The organism is Mucilaginibacter polytrichastri (genome assembly GCF_001911425.1).
Taxonomy (GTDB): domain Bacteria; phylum Bacteroidota; class Bacteroidia; order Sphingobacteriales; family Sphingobacteriaceae; genus Mucilaginibacter; species Mucilaginibacter polytrichastri.
On record NZ_MPPL01000001.1, the window covers coordinates 1,734,425 to 1,753,161 of the forward strand.

Below are 18,737 nucleotides of genomic sequence, written 5' to 3' on the forward strand. Positions count from 1 at the left end.
ATCATGAAAAAAATCCTATACCTAATGTTAGGCTTCGTGCTGGTAATGGGCGCTTGTAAAAAAAGTGATCCGCCTCTTCCTGATAACTTAATTAATTTCTCAGCAGCTACATTAGGGTTCGAATCTACAACAACATCAACCAGCATTACGCTTAACCTAAGCCGGGTTACAGATGTGGCTATCCCAGTAACTATCGGTTTAACTACTACCGGCGTAACTTACGGTACCGAATTTACAACAAACGCAGCGGCCACCAATGGTACCATTAACCTAACTATCCCGGCAGGGAGCGGCTCTGCTACGCTTAGAATAGATAAAAAAACAGGCGTTTTCTTAAACGGAAATGAGTCGGTTACATTTACTATTAAAACTGCGGGAAGCCCTGTTATAGTTGGTACAACCAATCAGTTAAAATTAAGCTTTGCCGCTATTACCTCAACCGGGTCAACAATAACGCTTAATGGCGGTACCGGTGGTTCTTCGGCAGTAAACTCGGTATTTGTTGATTTCAGCGCCAATGCGCAAACATCAGTTTTACGCTCGAGCTGGGATTTAGGTTTTTATGCCGGAGACGACTTTAGGGTTATCTTAAACAACACTACTGCTGCTTCTGTAATTGCTGTTAACAAAACAGATTTAGCGCAGGTTTCGGCAACTGATGTTACCCTTGCCAATCTGGAATTGGGCTTTGGTAAAGGCACTTTCAGCATTTTTGATGATGTTAACGGCGATTTAACTAAGACAGCAATCCCTGTGGTATCTGCAACAGATGCTGATAACAAAGTATATGTAATTAACCGTGCAGGTGGCGCCGGGACAACGGCTGCTTTGGCCGATCTGTATAAAATACGTGTACTGAGAACTACAGGTGGTTATACTTTACAATATGCCAAATTAAATGAAACCACATTTAAAACGCTTACAATAACTAAAAACAGTGCATACAACTTTAACTATGTATCGTTTGATACAGGTGCACAGGTAAGTGTAGAGCCAACCAAAGACCACTGGGATATGGAGTGGACGTATAGCATTTACTATACCGGTACTACACCTTATGCTTTTGCCGATTTAGTATTTACCAATTACCTGGGTAGTGTATCTACTGCCGAAGTATTAACAAGCACAGTAAGCTACGATGCTTATGCTGCTGCTAATGTAACTGGTACTACTTTCCTTACCGGCCGTAATACTATTGCTTCAAACTGGCGTGCTACAACGGGTACTATTGGTGTTAAAACCGATCGTTTCTACGTAATTAAAGATGCTTCGGGTAATGTTTACAAACTTAAATTCATCAGCTTTATTACAAATGACGGCGGTACACGCGGTTATCCTGTAATTCAATATGCCTTGGTGAAATAAGCAGAATTACAGTTCCTATAAAAAAGGCATCCATCTGATAAAAACCAGATGGATGCCTTTTTTATAATGCATTTTTTTATTTAAATATTAGATGCCTACAACACGGCTGCTAATAGTAGCCGCAAGAGAAGGCCTAGGTTCGTATAAATGGTTTACAGCAAATGCTGAACTTTTTACGGCCGATTGAATGTCGCGGTTTAAGGTTAATTCCTGGGCCGATCCGCTCATTACTGCCTTTGCGTTATCTTTTACGGTTAAATTAGCTACAAATGCATCTAGGTTAAGATTAGCTTCTGCATGGTCATGCAGGTCAACATTAAATTCAATTTTTGAAAGATTACCAAATGATTGTACGGTAGAATTATCAAACACAGAAACCGAACGAAGATCTGTAGAGCTTACCCAAACAATCAGTTTTTCATTAGTGTATGAGGCTATGCGTAACACACCGTTTTTACTTTGTACTAAAGCACTTTCTGAGTAATATTTATTGTAAACTTTCACCTGGTCTGTAGTGGCGTCTGATATGTAAAGTTCCACATTGCCACGAACTTCAATTTTATTAATGGCGATGGTTTCTTTTAATACAGTAGCATTATTGCTTGCAAAGGTTTTTGGGGCTGATCCTAACACAACAAGTAGTGTGATTAAGGATAAAATTTTGATTTTCATTTTTGTATATTTTATTGTGATGTTTATTAATTGTATTATAATTTTTAAAATACAACCTCAAAACGGAGTCGGTTCTTCTACTGCTTTCAGACAAGATTTTAAGCTTATAAAACCCTTTCCCGTTTTGCAGTGCAAAGGTGTGGTTTATATAAGTTAGTTTTTTAATCTTAGTGTAATTTTTACACTAAGATTTGCTGCGGCTGAATAACGATATTTTGATAGTAATTGTACTTATTATCAGCTATTTAACTTTTTAGGTTTCTGTTATTTGTTGGGTAATGCAGGTGTAGATAAGCTTCTCATATAAGTAAGCGTATTTTTAGGCGGCGTAAAATCGGGATATCATCATGTTTTTTTAACCCATTGGAAGTTTCCTTTAAGCTTTACAAAGTAACTATGCATGTTGAAGTAGTGTTGAAATGATTGGGTGAGGTAGTCGAATAAAAACGCCTTATCCTTATCGGTAAGGCATTTTTTATATTTTGGCGATTGTATCAAATCAGATAATGGTAATAAATTGTACCCCTGAGCGGGAATACTTTGAACACTTAAAGACGTTTCTAAGGCTTATCGAGCCTATTATTCACGATTTGAAAGTTAAAGGGTTTATATAAATCCAGAGATTTGAAAAATAAACTCTTTGATCATATAGAACTTTGATACCTTAAGCAGGAATCTTAGAACCGAAAATTTGAATTGCTTGAAAATTTTTATTACGAATTCGTTAAAAATTGAAGTTTATCAAATGAAAGAAAGTGGTCAACCTCCATATCGAAACATAAAGAAATTATTTAACCAGAGGTATTACTTTTTCGCCAATCAACTTTATAGAACTGATGAGTTGCTGATGGGTTAAACCTGCGTTATCCATTTGAAAAGTAAACCTGTCGACTCCCCCCAATGCTTCACTATGCCTGATCAATTTTTTAGCAACCTCTTCCGGGCCACCTACAACCAGCACACCTTCAGGGGCAATCGCCTGGTTGAACCCTGCTCTGGTCACAGGTGGCCAGCCACGCTGTTTTCCGGCTCTGGTCCAAAGCTTAGCGTAGCCAGGATAATATTCTTCGACTGCCTGCTGTGTGTTAGCCGCAACATAACCGGGAGAATGAAGACCTACTTTAAGCTGTTCAGGGCTAAAGCCGGCATCTTTACCTGCCTTCCGGTAAAGATCCACCAAAGGGCGAAAACGTGCTGTTTCGCCGCCAATCACAGCCACCATTAATGGCAGTCCGAGTCTGCCTGCCCTCACAAATGATTCCGGTGTGCCACCAACACCAAGCCAAACGGGAATGTTTGACTGTAGTGCCCTGGGATAAACTGGCAGATTCTGAAGGGAGGGCCTGAATTTACCCGACCAGGTAACAAATTCCTGATCACGTATCTTCAATAGAAGATCCAGCTTTTCACTAAATAAGGCATCATAATTCTGGAGGTCAAAGCCGAATAATGGATAGGCATCTATAGCCGAGCCTCTCCCAACTACAATTTCCGCCCGTCCTTTAGAAATGAGGTCCAGTGTAGCGAAAGCCTGATACACCCGTACCGGATCGGAAGTGCTGAGTACGGTAACTGCACTGGTTAAACGTATGCGTTTAGTCATAGCTGCGGCAGCCGCAAGTATCACTGCCGGGGCTGAATCCAGAAATTCCTTTTTATGATGTTCCCCGATCCCAAAAATGTCCAGACCGGCTTCGTCAGCTACGCTAATTCTTTCCAGTAACTGTTCCATTGCATCTACGCTACTCAGCGAAGTGCTGCCATACATGGCAGACGCAAAACTGTCAATTCCTATTTCCATTATGTTTCTTAAATAAATTGAGTTTGATTCCACTAACAATACTATGATTATACTTAATGATTTTTAAGGGATTACCTTCGAAAAGAGTACTTTCAGCTTTCACTTAAATATTGCTACTCTTTTTTACTCAATGATTTCACTGCCAGATTGTAAGAGGCCTCCACCATTGACCTTATACTTTCGTCTGGCATATCGGCGTTAAATCGCACACTGATCCAGGACCTATGGCTCAGATTGAATGGTTTGTCGATAGCGATGTATTTTTCTTTTAGCTCTTGAATCTCTTCACTGTTACATCTAATCGTGACACAATTAAACGACTCAATATCAAAAAGGCAAAACATTCTTGTTCGTACATAAAATACTAAAATGAATTTTGAGTTTCTAAAGAATCCCTTAAAAGGCATTCCTTCAGTAGCCTGATCAAATGACAAACAAAACTCACGAAATTGCTCGATGTCCATGTATGGTTCTTTTACTGATTTTCATGAACGTCCTCCTCTAAATCTTGTTTCTCCGTCTTCGTTAGTGTAGCTACCACGAGATCATAGGATTTTTTCAGTAGATCTTTGAGTACCGCATCCGGAACATCTTTATTAAATTGGATACTGATCCAGTGTTTTTTGTTCATGTGATAGCCGGGCGAAATCCCTTCATATTTTTCCTGTAGCAATGGCGATTCTGCAGGATCACATTTTAGTGTGCAGAAATCAAAAACATCTACGTTGAAAAAACAGAACCATTTTTCCTTTACGTAAAAAGCTAGTAAATTTCTGTCATAGACAGAAGTGGCATGAGTAAAAGCCATTTTATCTGTCACTCCGTCAAACGATAGGCAATATTCCCTTAAACTTTCTGCGTTCATATAATTCCGTTTGGTTATTTAAAATTGTTTAGCCTGTTCCATAAGCTATTAAAGTTTAAACGACAGTTTTTCCTTTATCGAACTTCTTATCCATCGGCCGGATAAAAGACCAGGTAGAATGGATCACCCGCCATTCATTATCCGTTTCTTTCTGGTACACTTCAACGCAATTATATTCTATGTCAATGAGGGTGGTTTTTGCAAACACCTGAAAGGTAAGCACAGCCATGTCCTGCCCAATTTGTACACGGGGACTCCGGAAGTCATAGGAATCGGCAAACAATTTACCTTTGATCGTTTCCAAAAACGAAGCAATGGGGGAAGCCAAGCCCCGTACTTCTACGGGGCTTTTTTTATGCTTAAAAGTTTTTTTTATAAATAAGGACTTTCGTAAGTATCCATCGCAGATTGATAGTTAAGTCTTACTTATGCCAATGATCAAGGCCTAATTAAAAGAAAAATACAGCCTTAAGTACTTTGTGTAATAGTGGGAAACACCTTTTGGTAAAAAACGCTCAATGCAGCCAGCGATTGTTGGGCACCCAAGTTAACGTTCAATCTTCTGGTAAGGTTAATAATAACAGTTGTCGCCTAACAGGCAAAATCATTCCTTATTTGCCTTGTTTATTATGTTGACTTTGTGATTACCCTATTTATCTCAGACTAATTTTTCGGTTAAATTAGTTCCAAAATAAGCGAATGGCGTATAAGCAGCTGGTTCACGCTGAATTTCCATATCTATTAAAGTTTTTTCAATAGCCACAGCGTAAGGTTTTTTCATTTGAACATTAAGGAAATGTTCAATGTTATCATTCCAGGTTTCATAAACCAAGAATTCTTCAGGTTTGCCAAGCCCTTCATGAAGAGTGGCATTGATAAAGTTTTCCTCTGAACTTATTGTTTTAAATAATTCTAGCAGCACTTCTTTAAACTGTGCTCTATTTTCCTGCTTTGCGGTAAATTTGATCGAAAATGTTAAATTTTGCATCTTAATTAAGATTTTTAGGGAGGCATGACGTTGCCAGACAAAGGTCAAAGGTAGGTATTGCAGACTGCTCTGTAATTGATCTGTGATAAGAAATGAATTGACATAAATCAATCGGAATAGTTATTTTTGACCAGTGAAAGACAAATTCTCTCAATATCTTTTAGATAAAATTCCGATAGCCGAAAACGAACTCCAATTGATTAATCGGCTATGCTCTGTAAGGAAATTGCGTCGTAACCAGTATTTGCTGCAGGAAGGTGACACCTGTAATTTTGTTGCATTTGTAGTTTCCGGCTGTCTGCGAACTTATAAGACCGATTTCAAGGGAAATGAGCATATCGTTTATTTTGCGGCTGAAAATTGGTGGGCAGGAGATCGTGAAAGTTACGTAAAAAAGATGCCTTCTGCTTTCAATATAGATGCTGTGGAAGAAACCGAATTGGTTTACTTTACGCGCGAAAACTTTGAAAAGGTTTCAGAATCTGTTCCTGAATTTAACAAGATGATGTATTTGCTGCTGCAAAATAGCTTTATCGCGTCACAAAATAAAATTCACGCTGCAATGACATTTACAGCAGAAGAAAAATATAATGATTTTGTCGCTAAATTCACGCATTTGGCCAATCGTATCCCGCAGCAAATGATTGCTTCTTATCTCGGAATGACACCTGAAACGTTAAGCCGGGTAAAATCAGCAATCGCCAAAAGTATTGGTAAAGGAAATTCTTGAACTATTTACTTCTCTTCGATTCTTGTTTAAATGTTCTCTGCTCTTTACATGAAGATGTGATGATTGTTTCATTATCAATAAAATTCAAGCCGTAACAACTCTTAGCGATAACCCTGTATTTGACAGATGTTGCTAAATGACATAATTATTCATTGCGTTGGCTTTATTTGCTCAAGTACCGTTCATCAGACAAAAGTCATATCTGTACATTTACAACAAAGCGCTTTTTTATTTAAACACTGTTCAATATTTTTGTTGCGTATCCAAGTTAATTATTTGTCGCATTAAAAATTTGTGAAACTAATAGTGGAAATATTGATCTCCAGATAGCCCGGTAATTGGCCGTGCAGGACTGCAGGTAACTTGGAGTAGAAAGAAGCAGTGAGTATCGTTGGTATAGCCTGTCTCGAAACGAGATAAATACTAATGTTAAAAAATAGGATGGCGGTGTCGTTGTGTATATTTGCACATCAACGAAATATTAAAGAATGGGTATAGCAGAACGAAAACTGGAAGATAAGCAGGAGATGCACGCAAAAATCCTAAACGGTGCGCGTAAAGTATTCCTGGCAAAAGGATATGACCAAACCAGTATGCGCAATATTGCCAGCGAGATCAACTATAGCCCCGGTTCGATTTATTTTTATTTCAAAGATAAAAGCGAGATCTTCCACGAATTACATAAAGAAGGCTTTCAGTTGCTGCTCAGTCAGTTAAAAGTGCTGGAAAAGGTTGGTGACCCCTTTGAACAGTTAAAGGCATCCGGCCGGGTCTTTATTCAGTTTGCGCAGGAGAATAAGGATTACTATAACCTCATGTTCATTGTGGACGATTCGGTAAAAGATTCTGCATCAGAAGGTTTTAAGATTGCGGAAGAAGCCATCAGGTACATGCATGGAATGGTTACGGAATGCCAGCTTAAAGGCAAATTCAAAAATATGGATACGGAGTATTTTACTTTCATGATCATATCTGTTTTGCATGGTATATGTGCATTGTTTTGCAAACACCGCAATACAAGTTTTGTCGGCAAAACGGATGAAGAACTCATGCACAATGGATACGAGTCTTTTGTGGGGTTACTTGAAAAAGGATAAACCTTTTTTTTGAATTATTATTGAACAGTGTTTAAATTTATAACAATGATTAAAAATGAAAATTAAAAACCGAACATTTTATCGGCTTTTGCTTTTAGTGTCAGCTTTACTGGCTGCACCTGCTGCAAAAGCCCAGGGCAATTTGGATGAGTACATAAGGCAGGGCCTAACCTCAAACGAAAGTATCAAACAACAAAACTTTGTACTCGAAAAGAACATCTACGCATTGAAGGAAGCCAAGAGTATGTTTTTGCCCGAGGTTACCTTTTCAACTACCTACACCAAGGCTGACGGCGGGCGTACGATAGATTTCCCGACTGGCGATCTGTTTAATGGCGTGTACTCCACTTTAAACCGATTGACGGGTACTAACGCCTTTCCGCAGCTACAAAACCAAAAGATCTTGCTCAACCCTGACAATTTCTATGATGCCAAATTCCGCACGACACTACCCATCCTGAACGCAGAATTGATCTATAATAAGCGGATCAAAAAGCAGCAGATAGACCTCCAAAAAGCCGAGGTATTGCTTTACAAGCGTGAACTGGTCAAAGAGATCAAAACAGCTTATTATAATTACCAGAAAGCTGTGTATGCGACCGGTATCTACGAATCCTCCCTTCGTTTGGTTGAAGAAGGACAAAGGATCAATACGAAGTTGTATGAAAACAGCAAAGTAAACCGAACTGTTGTGCTCAGAAGCCAGAACGAAGTATCAAAGATCAATGCATCACTGATCAGCGCCAGGAAAACGGCAGAATCAGCACGCTACTATTTTAACTTCCTGCTGAACCGCCCACTTACTGATAGTGTCCTTTTGGATAATATTAAAACACTGCCTGCCAGGGAACAAAGTTTAGGAAACAGCGTTAGCGGCAGGGAAGAATTGTCCAAACTGAGTATTGCTAAGGATATTAATGGCAATCTGACAGGGCTGGCCCGGTCTTATATCGTGCCCAAGTTAGGAACCTTTATCGACCTAGGTTCGCAGGCTTTTGACTGGAAGTTCAACAGTAACAGCCGTTATTATTTATTCGGGGTTTCCCTGGAATGGAACCTCTTTTCCTCCGGCAAAAACAATTACCGGGTAAAACAGGCGATCGCAGATCAGAATGCCCTGGCATCACAAACAGATTATGTACAACAACAATTACTCACAGAATTGAAGGTACGCCAGGCAAGTATGCAAAGCGCCATCGCGCAATACGAGTCGGCACAGTCTCAATTAAAAACCAGCCAAATCTATTACGGTGATATGCTGAAGCTATACAAACAAGGCATGGCGATCTACATCGAATTGCTGGATGCCCAAAACCAGTGGATCGATGCACAGCTCAAAACCAATATTGCCCTTTACGATACCTGGATAGCTAATACGGACATCGAACGCGCCAACGCCAGTTTCACCATTCAATAAAATATAAGATTATGAAAAACCTACAAATATTTAGTATTACAATAGCAGTGTTAGCCCTAATGGCCTCCTGTAAGGAAAAACATAACGAAGGTAACCCGATAGGTGAACCGGATATCATACCTGTTAAAATCGCCGCCATTTCTACATTAGGTGTACCGGATCATATCACGGCCACCGGCCTGGTCAGTACAGAGGATGAAGCCAAATATGCCTTTAAGATAGGCGGCGTGGTCAGCCGCATTTTTGTACAGGAAGGCCAGTCTTTTAAACAGGGACAATTGCTGGCAACCCTTAATTCCACCGAAATTTCGGCAGGTTTAGCCCAGTCCAGTTTGAGTGTAGAAAAGGCACAGCGCGACTATAGCCGGGCACTAAATCTTTACAAAGACAGTGTTTACACTTTGGAACAATTGCAGAATACCAAAACAGCCCTGGATGTTGCCAAAAAAGCCAGGGAAGCGACGGCGTTCAATGAGCGCTATTCTAAAATATATGCGGCATCAGACGGTTTTGTCAGTAAGAAAATAGCGAATGAAGGCGAAGTAATTGCCGAAGGAGCACCGGTGCTACTGATTAATTCAACCGAACAACACAACAGTTATTCGCTTAAGGTGGGTGTTACCGACAGGGAATGGGCCATCATTAAGCAGGGTCAAACCGCTAAGGTAACGCTCGATGGCTATGCCGGTCAAACCTTTAATGCCACGGTATTTCGCAAATCGCAGGCGGCAGACCGGGAACTGGGTTCATTCCAAATCGAATTGAAGCTGCAACTGAACGGTGTAAAACCGGCGGTGGGCATGTTTGGCAAAGCTGAAATAGCTACTCACCAGGACCAAAGCGTAATGGTTATACCCTACGGTTCACTAATCGAAGCAGATGGGTACAAGGGTTTTGTTTTTACAACCGTGGGCACCAACCGGGTAAAACGCGTCCCTGTAAATATTTTAAAATTTGATAACGACAATGTTTACCTGAAAGACAAATTGGAAGGTATAGATCAGATCGTGGTTTCCAACAGCGCGTACCTCAACGAACGTTCCATTATAAAGATCATCAGGTAATTCTAATATTATGAAAATCACAAATTTCGCCGTTAAAAATTATCAGTTCACGCTGATCATATTTGTATTGGTTACCGTGGTAGGCTTGCTGACCTTGTTCACCATGCCGCGTTCGGAAGATCCATCGACCCACGCGCCGCAATACATCATTACCGTTATATACCCCGGCACCAGTCCAAAGGACATGGAAGAACAGGTCGTTAAACCCATTGAAAACAAAATATACGGGTTAGAGAATATAGAAAAGATCCTGACCACCGTGGAAGATGGCGTGGCAGTCATCCAGCCGAAGTTTAAATACGGTGTAGATGTAGACAATAAGTACCAGGAAATATCTACCGAGATCAACGCGTTAAAAAACAGCGAACTGCCCAAAGATATCTACCTGATCAAAACAGAGAAGGTGGCCTCTTCGGATGTTAAGGTTTTACAGGTTGCACTGGTATCCGACCAGGCACCAGGCAAATTACTGCGCGACCAGGCTGACATCCTGAAAACACGGCTGGAAAAGATCACCAACCTGAAAGAAGTAAAATACTTTGGCATGCCCGAACAGGAGATCAGGATAGACATGCAACTGGATAAACTGGCCCAGCTAAAAATACCACTGAACGTGGTAATGGGCAGCTTACAAAGTGAGGCTGCGGATATCCCTGGAGGGAGTATTAACCTGGACAGCAAGACATTTAATGTAAAAACCAGCGGGAAGTTTAAAAATACTGCCGATGTGGCTAATACAGTTATTTATAACGCGAATGGGAAGATCATTTATTTGAAGGACGTTGCTGAGGTGAGCTACAAAGACGGCCTGGTTAACCACATTACCCGTATCAACGGACATCGCTGTATCCTGGTAACCGCGGCCATGAAAGACAATGTAAACATCGCCAGCGTTCAAAAGGAGTATTTGCCGGTACTTGAGGAATTTGGTAAAACATTGCCGGAAAACATTAAAATGGTTAAGAATTTTGACCAGGCAAACATGGTATCCAAACGCTTGGGGCACTTGGGCTTTGATTTTGGGCTGGCGATCTTGTTGGTGGTGATCACCTTGCTGCCATTAGGCTTCAGGGCGTCGCTCATCGTGATGATCTCTATACCCCTTTCACTGGCATTGGGGTTAATCGCGATGAACTTGTTGGGCTATTCACTCAACCAATTAAGCATCGTTGGCCTTGTTGTGGCCTTAGGCTTGCTTGTTGATGATAGTATTGTGGTGGTTGAGAACATAGAAAGATGGCTCAGAGAGGGACATTCCCGAAAGGAGGCTATATTAAAAGGTACTCAGCAAATCGGAAATGCCGTTATCGGCTGTACGGCAACATTGGTAATCGCATTTTTGCCGCTGGCCTTTTTGCCGGATGCGGCAGGCGAATTTATTCGCAGCCTGCCCATGGCTATTATGACCAGCGTGCTGGCGTCGATGATCGTTGCGCTGACACTTGTTCCATTCCTGGGCAGCAGGATGCTAAAAACGCATACGAGTGCTGAAGGCAATTTCTTTTTAAAACATTTGCAGCGTTTTTTAACCCGGTCCTATGCTGGCGTGATGCCTATTGCGCTAAAATGGCCAAAAATCACTATCGCGATCTCGCTGGCTTTAAGCGGCTTTGCATTTTTTCTATTCACCTTAACCGGGTTTAAATTGTTCCCCACATCAGAGAAACCGATGTTCCTGATCAACATCAAATTACCACTGCAGGCCGATATCCCCGAAAGCGACCGGGTAACGAGGCTGGTAGAGGGAGAATTAAAAAAACATAAGGAGATCGTTTATTATACGTCTAACGTTGGTAAGGGCAATCCGCAAATCTATTACAATGTGCATCAACAGGATGTGAAGCCTGATTTTGCACAGGTATTTGTACAATTGGACGAAGAGGCAAGTCCGAACGAGAAAACGGAGGTGATTAAAAAACTAAGGGAAAAATTTAATGACTATCCTTTTGCAAAGATTGAAGTAAAAGACTTTGAGCAGGGCGCACCGATAGAAGCTAACATAGTTGTACGGGTGTTTGGCGACGATCAGGAAAAGTTGCGAGAGCTATCATTCAAGGTAGAAGATATCCTGAGAAAGAACCCCGGCACATTCTACATTAATAACGAACTGAATACTTACAAATCGGATGTAAAGATCAAAATCGATAAAGAGAAAGCACGTACGTTAGGCGTACTCACCGGTGACGTAGATAAAGTGGTCAGGATGGCTGTAGCTGGATTAACGGTTGGCGATTATATCGATGACCGGGGCGATGCCCGAAATGTGGTTATTACGCTACCCAGGGATAAATTCTCGAACCTCGATGCATTAAAGAACCTCTATGTTAACAATGTGCAGGGCGCCCCGGTACAAATAGACCAGATCGCCACGATAGAATTCGAAAAATCGCCAACTGCCATCAATCATTTTAACAAATCACGCTTCGCGAAGGTTACGTCATTTACTAAAGAGCATGTGCTGGCCAACAATGTGCTGAAGGAAGTAGTTCCAGAACTGAATAAAATAAAAATGCCGCCAGGTTATTACTACAAGCTCTCCGGTGAAGCAGAGTCTGAAGGCGACTCATTAGGCGGTAATTTTTTGTCGGTTATCGTTTTAAGCACTTTTCTTTTTGTCGCAGTGTTATTGCTGCAGTTTAAAACATTTAAAGGAATAATTATCGTTCTATCCATCATCCCGCTGGGTATTCTTGGCGGCGTGGTTTTATTGCTGATGACCGGTAACCCGATGTCTTTGGTATCCATCATAGGCTTCATCGGCCTCTCGGGTATACAAGTAAAAAACTCCTTATTATTGGTTGATTTTACGAATCAGTTACGTTTAGAGGGCCATAGTATCGATGAATCAATCAGCATGGCTGGTGAGACCCGCTTTCTGCCGGTTGTACTGACGTCCATTACTGCGATCTGCGGCTTGCTTCCCATTGCACTCAATCCCAATCCACTGATAGCGCCGCTGGCAATCGTGCTGATCGGGGGACTAATCAGTTCAACCGTTTTATCCAGGATTGTGACACCGGTGATGTATAAACTCATTCCTCCGCATCTGGAGATTGATGAAAAAGAATGAGTTTCAAAAGTGCGTTAGGCCAATCCCTCCTTTTTACTAAGGGGCTGATTTAGAAACATTGTTTTGACCTTATGATTTTTTTTTGAACCAATATTGTCATTTTACCGTTTTTTACTAATTAAAAAACACATTATGGAAGGGATAACAATAATTGAAACCGCAATTTTTAACCGGCTAATCGATAAGGTTGATGCTTTGGAGGAGTTCGTGACAAAAACAGCGACTGAACTATCTGAAGCTAAAAATCCATACTTAAAAGTAAAGGAAGCTATGAAGTTAACTGGCTTCAGCAAGACGTGGTTAATGTCAAACAAAGAAGCTATTGGCTACGCCTCAGTTGGCGGGTGTTTAATATTCAAGCGGAAAGACCTAGAAGCCTACATGGAAGCCAATTACTTCAAAACAAAATCACCAAGGAGAGTAAAATCATGATTATCACACACGATACTACAATTGATTTAAATTCCAGATAATACCGAGATGTTAGATTTTTTGCGCTGATCAGGATATTTAAGTTCTTCTAATTCGAATACTTCTGATAAAAGCGCATGCGAGGTTGTTAGAAACCTGCATCGGTAAGAGTTATCCGGTAATATTTTTATAATTAGCATTTCTACTTTTGGCATTTTAGGATGGCTATGACTAACTACATCACCAACTTTAAAAACTTCTTGATTCATAGGTATAGATTAGAGGACGTGAAATTAATTAATGTGATTGTATATTTTTACGTATATAGTCAAAATAAAAGCCCTGTAAGTTGTTGATTTACAGGGCTTAATATAGATTTCATGTACCCTTGACTCCCCTGTACTCTAATAAGTTTCTGGATGATTTGAAGGCAATCGCCAATATTAAGTTGTTCCTGGATGAGAACCACGTTAGTAGAGACTTTATCACCAAATACAAAAGATGTTACACAGATAATGAAAGTAAAAAGAATTCATTGTCAAGGCTTTACGAAGATGACTGTTTGCAATTGAGCAAGCCTAAGAATCCCGAAGAATAGTTTATTTTATCCATAGTAGGCAATTTTGCTGTGTATATTTTTTACGGAAAATGCCTACTATGGTAATATGTCTTTTAATTAATTTCGTCTTCGAATCCCGGTAATTTAAAATAACTGCTCATTTGTTGGAAGAGCACCTTTTGAACTTTTAACCGACCAATGGCTGCACGTTTGGCAATATCTGTATCTACAATATTGATACTATTGTTAAATACCAAATAGAGCCGCCAAAGCAACGCTTTCGATTTTGCTTCTAATGCCCTGACTAATAATTGCTCAATAAGATCAGGCATATAATAAAAACATCGTAAAAAGGACTGTGTGATAGTCTCTATAATTCCGTTGCGTTCACTTAGCACTTCACCCCAACCGGGAATTGTTTCTCTAGTAATCATTTGCGGCCGGTCTAAGGAGCCAAACCCATGCCTATACAAAAATGTATCTTCCGCACCAAGTGTAAATAGTAAGTCCAGGTAAAAATCGTAACTGCGGTTTCCGTGGTTATCTTCGGCCATTAATGGTGGATAAAACCTTACAGGCTGCCGCTAATTTTCGAAGGATGCGTAACTCCCGATATTCCGCTGTTAACTGTCCTCCTCCGGAAATTATAACTTTTACAGCCTTATACATATACTGGTTCACCCACGTATATTCTTTGTTATTAAGTTCTGTAACATAGAATCGTTTAGTCAGGTGGCCAATTATATTTTTATAATTACGGTCTTCAATGAGCGTCAGATCAGCATACTTTTTTTCATCAAGCGTATAAATGATACTGTGTTTTGACCCTTCAAAAAGATCAACAAGTTCCAAAATTTCATTGGTTAGGTTATCTTTAACATCGCGTTGAAGATTATCCAGTAAAATCACCAGACGCGTATCGTCTTCATTGTTCAGCAAGTCCATTATCCAATCCTTGATTTGTGCCGTACTTACGCTACCCTTCGTTTCTTTTTGAAACGCGTTAGCAAGCTGCTGAAACAAGGAATAGTTCCAGTCCTTTAGATCAATGTACAGCACGTACATATCCTTTTGATAACCATAATTCCGAAAGAATTGATAGAGTATGCAGGTCTTTCCAGAAAAAGCGGGGCCAATTAATCCGAATAATCCTGGCTGAGTTAAAGTTTGTCTGTACAGACGTCGGACAAGCCGCCTTTTGATTTGAAAGGTTGGAGCAATAGCTTTATTCAGTTCGCCCAATCCACCCATTTGGCGTTCAAAATTCTTTTTACTTATGCCGCGAAATACTTTGCCAACCAATTCAGGCTCACGGTTGAGCAAAAAATTAACTACGCTTGCAAAGTCTCGGGTTTTAAGCCCAAAATTCAGATCGATCCTTTTTTTAATGAAATCCAGGTCGATAACAGTTTGATCTATTGGTTTTTTGGTATAGGTGTCGAATAAAAAATTATCCGTTCCGTTTGATAAAAGTACCAACGGAGGCATTGGATGAATCAACCGCCCATAAGATAACCCCTGTTCGATATCTTCAGGTGTTATGGTATGACCTTCCGTTTTTAGTTCTACTAACATGATATTTAGATCCTCACACGTCAGTAGCATATCAAAAATCGCACGTTTGGGATAGTTTGACGGATCTTTTAAATCAACCTTTACCGCCCGGTGACCAAAGTGAATTGAAAACGATCCCTGATGAACAACTTTCATTTGTCGAAAAGTTGGAAATAGCGTTTCCAGCACACCATGTAATCTAGCTTCTAATGTTGCTTCATTCATGAACGGAAGTTACAACTAATTTAAAAAGCTCATACACCAACGTCATCCAATATGATGACTTATCGAGACGAAATAATAATATTAATGCCCGTAAGGGCCGCTCCGGATTTTGAGTGATTTTACGGGCTTATAAGCCCTCATTAAAGTTAAATAACTATTCCGACATGGCAGTTTTTTGCTTCATCCAAAGCCTCTATAAAGCTGTCAAAAACCAAATTATTATCGTTTTCATCGGTCGCAATTACCGCATATTCCGCACCTCCATGTGTTTCAATTACAATAAACATAACGTAAAATAATAAAGGGGGCTTGCACCCCCTGTGAAAAAATCAATTTAATAACAACGCACTATTACCATGCTTGGCAAAATCATTGCACAGGTCAAAAGCGGTTTGCGCCCTGTTATAGCCCGTGCCGTACATGATGGATTTGAATTTGCTTTCATCATCCTTGAAATTACGCATGTTCTGAAAATAACCCGTTACGCAATTATAAGCCCCAAACAAAGTGCCTTTAGTGGTATCTTCCTGTTGGGTCGGGCTGGTCATGGCATAATCAAAAATGCTGCTCACCATATTATTAAAATGGCTGCTTAATTCCTGCTCTTTGCCCTGTTTCAGGTTTTCGTAAACTTCTTTATTCGGCACCATCGCAATTTGTATCAGCCGTTTTAATTCAGGGTCAGTAATGCGCACCCTTGACCAACGATTATAAATCGCCTCCATTTCTACTGCTAACTGGTTAGAGATACCCAGCATCTTGTGGGCAACCTTTAACTTATCGGTTGCCGTAGCGGTATGCCGTATTTTAATGCAGTTGATCTGATTGCCCAAAGCAGCATTTAAAGTATTGCGGCACACCACCCTCACAGGCGTAAAGGCAATATTGATACTGCCCGTACCATCGTGTGAAGTGGTTAAAAACAAATACTTTTCAATACAATCATTGCGCCCGACACGAATATAATCGGGTAACTTAGCCGTAATAAAAATGGTTTCGCCGTTACCTAATGCGCCTGCGGTTTCGTATAGGATGCCATCTTTGCCGCCAACAATGCTGTCAAAAAAACTAAAGGCTTCCACGTTTTGTACCACCTCGTAATCCTTGCCCAACTTATCACCCAAAACAATCTCGTTATCGGTACGGTAAGTAAAAAAACTGTTCTCGGAAATCATATTTAAACCGCTCGGTAGTGGGTGAATATTCGGACGTTTGACCACTTCGAAATTAAGCCCCGCATGTTCCAATGCTTCCGCACTGGTGGGGTACTGCTCAATGGTCTGCCCTAAATTATGCCAGGCTTTTTCCTTTACGCTGAAAAAACTATGCTTCTGTGTTTGCTCGTTATAATGAATGTCGTGTGCCATGCTGTTAAGATTTTAATTTGTAGTCCATCAATTTTAATTCGTGTATTGTCACCTTTTTGGTGTTGCTAATTGTACAGGTCGCCTTTTGCTAAATTTCCGTAATGGCCTCATGTACATTCTTATGCTTGGTTTGTATGGTCGCCTTGACCAGTAAAAAGATGGTATCGTACATAGGTCTATGATTTATAAGCTTTTGTAAATTCCGCAAGTTCCATTTGAAACCCTGCGGGGTTCTCTGTCGCCAATTGCTCTGCGTAACCCGTCCAAAATATTTGGTTGGTCAACTCGATAAATATTTCTAACATTGCTGTAAGTTTTAAGATTAGTAGTGTCTTAAACAACGCCCCCTGTACGCTGAATACAAGGGGCGTTTCCATTTCATTATTGCGGGATAACGATACCCGCTTCAATTTCAGCCAGTTTGTCTACACACATATTGTTCACCAACTGCGCAACTGTCCAAATAATAGTCGGGTTCTTGGTTTCGAACTTCCTGTTGCGGTCGTCCGTCAGGGTCAGCGTGCAACCAGTATAATAATTGGTATCTGCGCTATCCGCTTCATCCCTCAATTCCACCTCAAAATCATCTAAGTTTTTGATAGTTTCCTGCAACTTGCCACGCTGTTTAGCCTTGCGGTGCATTTCCTCGATAAACTTTAAAGTACCTTCTAAATTCAGCACGAATTTTTTAGGCTCTTCCTTTACTGGTTCAGCTTTCACGTCGGCTTTAGCCGTCTCCGCTTTCGCAGGTTCAGGCTGTGGCGGTGCTTGCACTGCAGTAGTGGCCGGTTTTTTTTCCGCATCTTTTTTAACAACCTCTTTTACGGGTTCTGCGTTTGAAACCGCATTAACCGGGTTACCGGCTACGAATTGAGGTTTTTTGTCTGCGTTAACGGTGGTGGTTGCTACCGTAGCCTGCCCGTTGTTTTTCACTTTAGTTTCCATTTTTTAAAAAATTATATTTGTTTCGCCCTGCCTACTACCTTTCGGCAGGAGCCATTTCTGGCTTTTTGTTAAGCAACCTCTCCTGATAGAGCAGGCATACCAGACAAGGCTTTTGAAAAAAAAATACTACCCGGAGGGTGGAGATTTTTTTTTCAAAACCCGCAGGGCCTGGCCTTGGCTGGTATGCCTGCGGATCAGAAATTTGCTACACAAACAGCCTAATAAGAATTTTATCGAGCTTAAAAAGATGTTAAAAAGTGTCCCGTAAAAAGTCCGCGCGGGTTGGGCGATGCGCAGGCGAAGCCCAAAACGCACGGGCTTTTTAAACGCGGTGAAGCTGCTGAAGGGAGAGGCGACCGATGCTGCTGCAACCGCTGTCCTGATCAGCCCCGCAAAGCCTTCATCCAAACCACACCCGCTTCACGTTTAGCTAAGCGCTGCGCCAGCTCCATAGCCGAAATGATCGACAAAGCCTTCGCTACACCCATACCATTAAAGCGGGTTAAAGCATCCACCGGCAACTCAGCCAGGCGCTTCATTTCCAGATCTACACTATCCAATATTTGCTGCGCCAGGTCTACCGCCGTAACGCCCGGCGTACCCGAGC

The 18,737-nt window shown here is 40.9% G+C and carries 21 protein-coding genes; 7 read left to right on the forward strand and 14 right to left on the reverse strand.

The window, feature by feature from the left end:
* Positions 1–3 precede the first annotated feature (3 nt).
* Positions 4–1,365 (forward strand): HmuY family protein, encoded by a 1,362-nt coding sequence (locus RG47T_RS07445; protein WP_074488830.1) that lies wholly within the window; start codon positions 4–6, stop codon positions 1,363–1,365.
* 87 nt (positions 1,366–1,452) lie between these two features.
* Here RG47T_RS07445 and RG47T_RS07450 read toward each other — a convergent pair whose 3' ends face one another.
* The 6 genes from RG47T_RS07450 to RG47T_RS07475 all read right to left on the reverse strand — a co-directional run bounded on the left by RG47T_RS07450 (position 1,453) and on the right by RG47T_RS07475 (position 5,691).
* Entirely contained in the window at positions 1,453–2,037 is a 585-nt protein-coding gene (locus RG47T_RS07450; RefSeq protein WP_074488831.1) for a GIN domain-containing protein, read from the reverse strand.
* Positions 2,038–2,824: 787 nt separating this feature from the next.
* A complete protein-coding gene (locus tag RG47T_RS07455) occupies positions 2,825–3,838 on the reverse strand; it encodes an LLM class flavin-dependent oxidoreductase (RefSeq protein WP_074488832.1) in 1,014 nt (337 codons plus the stop codon).
* 113 nt (positions 3,839–3,951) lie between these two features.
* Positions 3,952–4,302 (reverse strand): MmcQ/YjbR family DNA-binding protein, encoded by a 351-nt coding sequence (locus RG47T_RS07460; protein ID WP_074488833.1) that lies wholly within the window; start codon positions 4,300–4,302, stop codon positions 3,952–3,954.
* An 11-nt stretch (positions 4,303–4,313) separates the two neighbouring features.
* The gene (locus RG47T_RS07465; RefSeq protein WP_074488834.1) at positions 4,314–4,703 is read right to left on the reverse strand and encodes an MmcQ/YjbR family DNA-binding protein; all 390 of its coding nucleotides are present in this window, start codon (positions 4,701–4,703) and stop codon (positions 4,314–4,316) included.
* A gap of 55 nt (positions 4,704–4,758) precedes the next feature.
* Entirely contained in the window at positions 4,759–5,007 is a 249-nt protein-coding gene (locus RG47T_RS07470; protein ID WP_074488835.1) for a Cif family virulence factor, read from the reverse strand.
* A 354-nt stretch (positions 5,008–5,361) separates the two neighbouring features.
* Entirely contained in the window at positions 5,362–5,691 is a 330-nt protein-coding gene (locus RG47T_RS07475; RefSeq protein WP_074488836.1) for a putative quinol monooxygenase, read from the reverse strand.
* 133 nt (positions 5,692–5,824) lie between these two features.
* Between RG47T_RS07475 and RG47T_RS07480 the strand changes: the two genes are divergently transcribed.
* The 6 genes from RG47T_RS07480 (at position 5,825) to RG47T_RS07505 (ending at position 13,501) form a co-directional block, all read left to right on the forward strand.
* A complete protein-coding gene (locus RG47T_RS07480) occupies positions 5,825–6,421 on the forward strand; it encodes a Crp/Fnr family transcriptional regulator (protein ID WP_074488837.1) in 597 nt (198 codons plus the stop codon).
* 488 nt (positions 6,422–6,909) lie between these two features.
* Complete coding sequence (locus RG47T_RS07485; RefSeq protein WP_074488838.1) at positions 6,910–7,518, forward strand: TetR/AcrR family transcriptional regulator; 609 nt, start codon at positions 6,910–6,912, stop codon at positions 7,516–7,518.
* A 55-nt stretch (positions 7,519–7,573) separates the two neighbouring features.
* The gene (locus tag RG47T_RS07490) at positions 7,574–8,935 is read left to right on the forward strand and encodes a TolC family protein (RefSeq protein ID WP_074488839.1); all 1,362 of its coding nucleotides are present in this window, start codon (positions 7,574–7,576) and stop codon (positions 8,933–8,935) included.
* 11 nt (positions 8,936–8,946) lie between these two features.
* The gene (locus tag RG47T_RS07495) at positions 8,947–9,999 is read left to right on the forward strand and encodes an efflux RND transporter periplasmic adaptor subunit (RefSeq protein WP_074488840.1); all 1,053 of its coding nucleotides are present in this window, start codon (positions 8,947–8,949) and stop codon (positions 9,997–9,999) included.
* Between the two features lie 10 nt (positions 10,000–10,009).
* Positions 10,010–13,069 carry an efflux RND transporter permease subunit gene (locus RG47T_RS07500; protein WP_074488841.1) on the forward strand — a complete coding sequence of 1,020 codons (3,060 nt, stop codon included), beginning with the start codon at positions 10,010–10,012 and terminating at the stop codon, positions 13,067–13,069.
* A gap of 132 nt (positions 13,070–13,201) precedes the next feature.
* Positions 13,202–13,501, forward strand: a complete 300-nt coding sequence (locus RG47T_RS07505) for a helix-turn-helix domain-containing protein (RefSeq protein WP_074488842.1) — start codon at positions 13,202–13,204, stop codon at positions 13,499–13,501.
* A gap of 26 nt (positions 13,502–13,527) precedes the next feature.
* Here the strand turns inward: RG47T_RS07505 and RG47T_RS07510 are convergent, their stop codons facing one another.
* The 8 genes from RG47T_RS07510 to RG47T_RS26335 form a co-directional block, all read right to left on the reverse strand.
* Entirely contained in the window at positions 13,528–13,749 is a 222-nt protein-coding gene (locus RG47T_RS07510) for a hypothetical protein (RefSeq protein WP_074488843.1), read from the reverse strand.
* A gap of 403 nt (positions 13,750–14,152) precedes the next feature.
* Complete coding sequence (locus RG47T_RS07520) at positions 14,153–14,593, reverse strand: hypothetical protein (protein WP_074488845.1); 441 nt, start codon at positions 14,591–14,593, stop codon at positions 14,153–14,155.
* Positions 14,580–15,818, reverse strand: a complete 1,239-nt coding sequence (locus RG47T_RS07525) for an AAA family ATPase (protein ID WP_074488846.1) — start codon at positions 15,816–15,818, stop codon at positions 14,580–14,582. The genes RG47T_RS07520 and RG47T_RS07525 overlap by 14 nt, the downstream gene beginning before the upstream one ends.
* A gap of 146 nt (positions 15,819–15,964) precedes the next feature.
* The gene (locus RG47T_RS26020) at positions 15,965–16,105 is read right to left on the reverse strand and encodes a hypothetical protein (protein ID WP_171972493.1); all 141 of its coding nucleotides are present in this window, start codon (positions 16,103–16,105) and stop codon (positions 15,965–15,967) included.
* 42 nt (positions 16,106–16,147) lie between these two features.
* Positions 16,148–17,185, reverse strand: a complete 1,038-nt coding sequence (locus RG47T_RS07530) for a DUF932 domain-containing protein (RefSeq protein WP_074488847.1) — start codon at positions 17,183–17,185, stop codon at positions 16,148–16,150.
* Between the two features lie 176 nt (positions 17,186–17,361).
* The gene (locus RG47T_RS26960; RefSeq protein WP_290439118.1) at positions 17,362–17,490 is read right to left on the reverse strand and encodes a hypothetical protein; all 129 of its coding nucleotides are present in this window, start codon (positions 17,488–17,490) and stop codon (positions 17,362–17,364) included.
* Positions 17,491–17,566: 76 nt separating this feature from the next.
* Positions 17,567–18,130 (reverse strand): hypothetical protein, encoded by a 564-nt coding sequence (locus RG47T_RS07540; RefSeq protein WP_074488849.1) that lies wholly within the window; start codon positions 18,128–18,130, stop codon positions 17,567–17,569.
* A gap of 383 nt (positions 18,131–18,513) precedes the next feature.
* On the reverse strand, positions 18,514–18,737 hold a 224-nt coding region (locus RG47T_RS26335), incomplete at its 5' end, for a UPF0758 domain-containing protein (RefSeq protein WP_354524590.1).

Bases quoted from the DNA above. Each gene is read 5' to 3' on its own strand.
- RG47T_RS07445 (WP_074488830.1), top strand. From the start codon at position 4: ATGAAAAAAATCCTATACCTAATGTTAGGCTTCGTGCTGGTAATGGGC.
- RG47T_RS07500 (WP_074488841.1), top strand. From the start codon at position 10,010: ATGAAAATCACAAATTTCGCCGTTAAAAATTATCAGTTCACGCTGATC.
- RG47T_RS07455 (WP_074488832.1), bottom strand. From the start codon at position 3,838: ATGGAAATAGGAATTGACAGTTTTGCGTCTGCCATGTATGGCAGCACT.
- RG47T_RS07465 (WP_074488834.1), bottom strand. From the start codon at position 4,703: ATGAACGCAGAAAGTTTAAGGGAATATTGCCTATCGTTTGACGGAGTG.
- RG47T_RS07505 (WP_074488842.1), top strand. From the start codon at position 13,202: ATGGAAGGGATAACAATAATTGAAACCGCAATTTTTAACCGGCTAATC.
- RG47T_RS07510 (WP_074488843.1), bottom strand. From the start codon at position 13,749: ATGAATCAAGAAGTTTTTAAAGTTGGTGATGTAGTTAGTCATAGCCAT.
- RG47T_RS07525 (WP_074488846.1), bottom strand. From the start codon at position 15,818: ATGAATGAAGCAACATTAGAAGCTAGATTACATGGTGTGCTGGAAACG.
- RG47T_RS07490 (WP_074488839.1), top strand. From the start codon at position 7,574: ATGAAAATTAAAAACCGAACATTTTATCGGCTTTTGCTTTTAGTGTCA.
- RG47T_RS07530 (WP_074488847.1), bottom strand. From the start codon at position 17,185: ATGGCACACGACATTCATTATAACGAGCAAACACAGAAGCATAGTTTT.
- RG47T_RS07495 (WP_074488840.1), top strand. From the start codon at position 8,947: ATGAAAAACCTACAAATATTTAGTATTACAATAGCAGTGTTAGCCCTA.
- RG47T_RS07475 (WP_074488836.1), bottom strand. From the start codon at position 5,691: ATGCAAAATTTAACATTTTCGATCAAATTTACCGCAAAGCAGGAAAAT.
- RG47T_RS07540 (WP_074488849.1), bottom strand. From the start codon at position 18,130: ATGGAAACTAAAGTGAAAAACAACGGGCAGGCTACGGTAGCAACCACC.
- RG47T_RS07520 (WP_074488845.1), bottom strand. From the start codon at position 14,593: ATGGCCGAAGATAACCACGGAAACCGCAGTTACGATTTTTACCTGGAC.
- RG47T_RS07460 (WP_074488833.1), bottom strand. From the start codon at position 4,302: ATGGACATCGAGCAATTTCGTGAGTTTTGTTTGTCATTTGATCAGGCT.
- RG47T_RS26960 (WP_290439118.1), bottom strand. From the start codon at position 17,490: ATGTTAGAAATATTTATCGAGTTGACCAACCAAATATTTTGGACGGGT.
- RG47T_RS07450 (WP_074488831.1), bottom strand. From the start codon at position 2,037: ATGAAAATCAAAATTTTATCCTTAATCACACTACTTGTTGTGTTAGGA.
- RG47T_RS26020 (WP_171972493.1), bottom strand. From the start codon at position 16,105: ATGTTTATTGTAATTGAAACACATGGAGGTGCGGAATATGCGGTAATT.
- RG47T_RS07485 (WP_074488838.1), top strand. From the start codon at position 6,910: ATGGGTATAGCAGAACGAAAACTGGAAGATAAGCAGGAGATGCACGCA.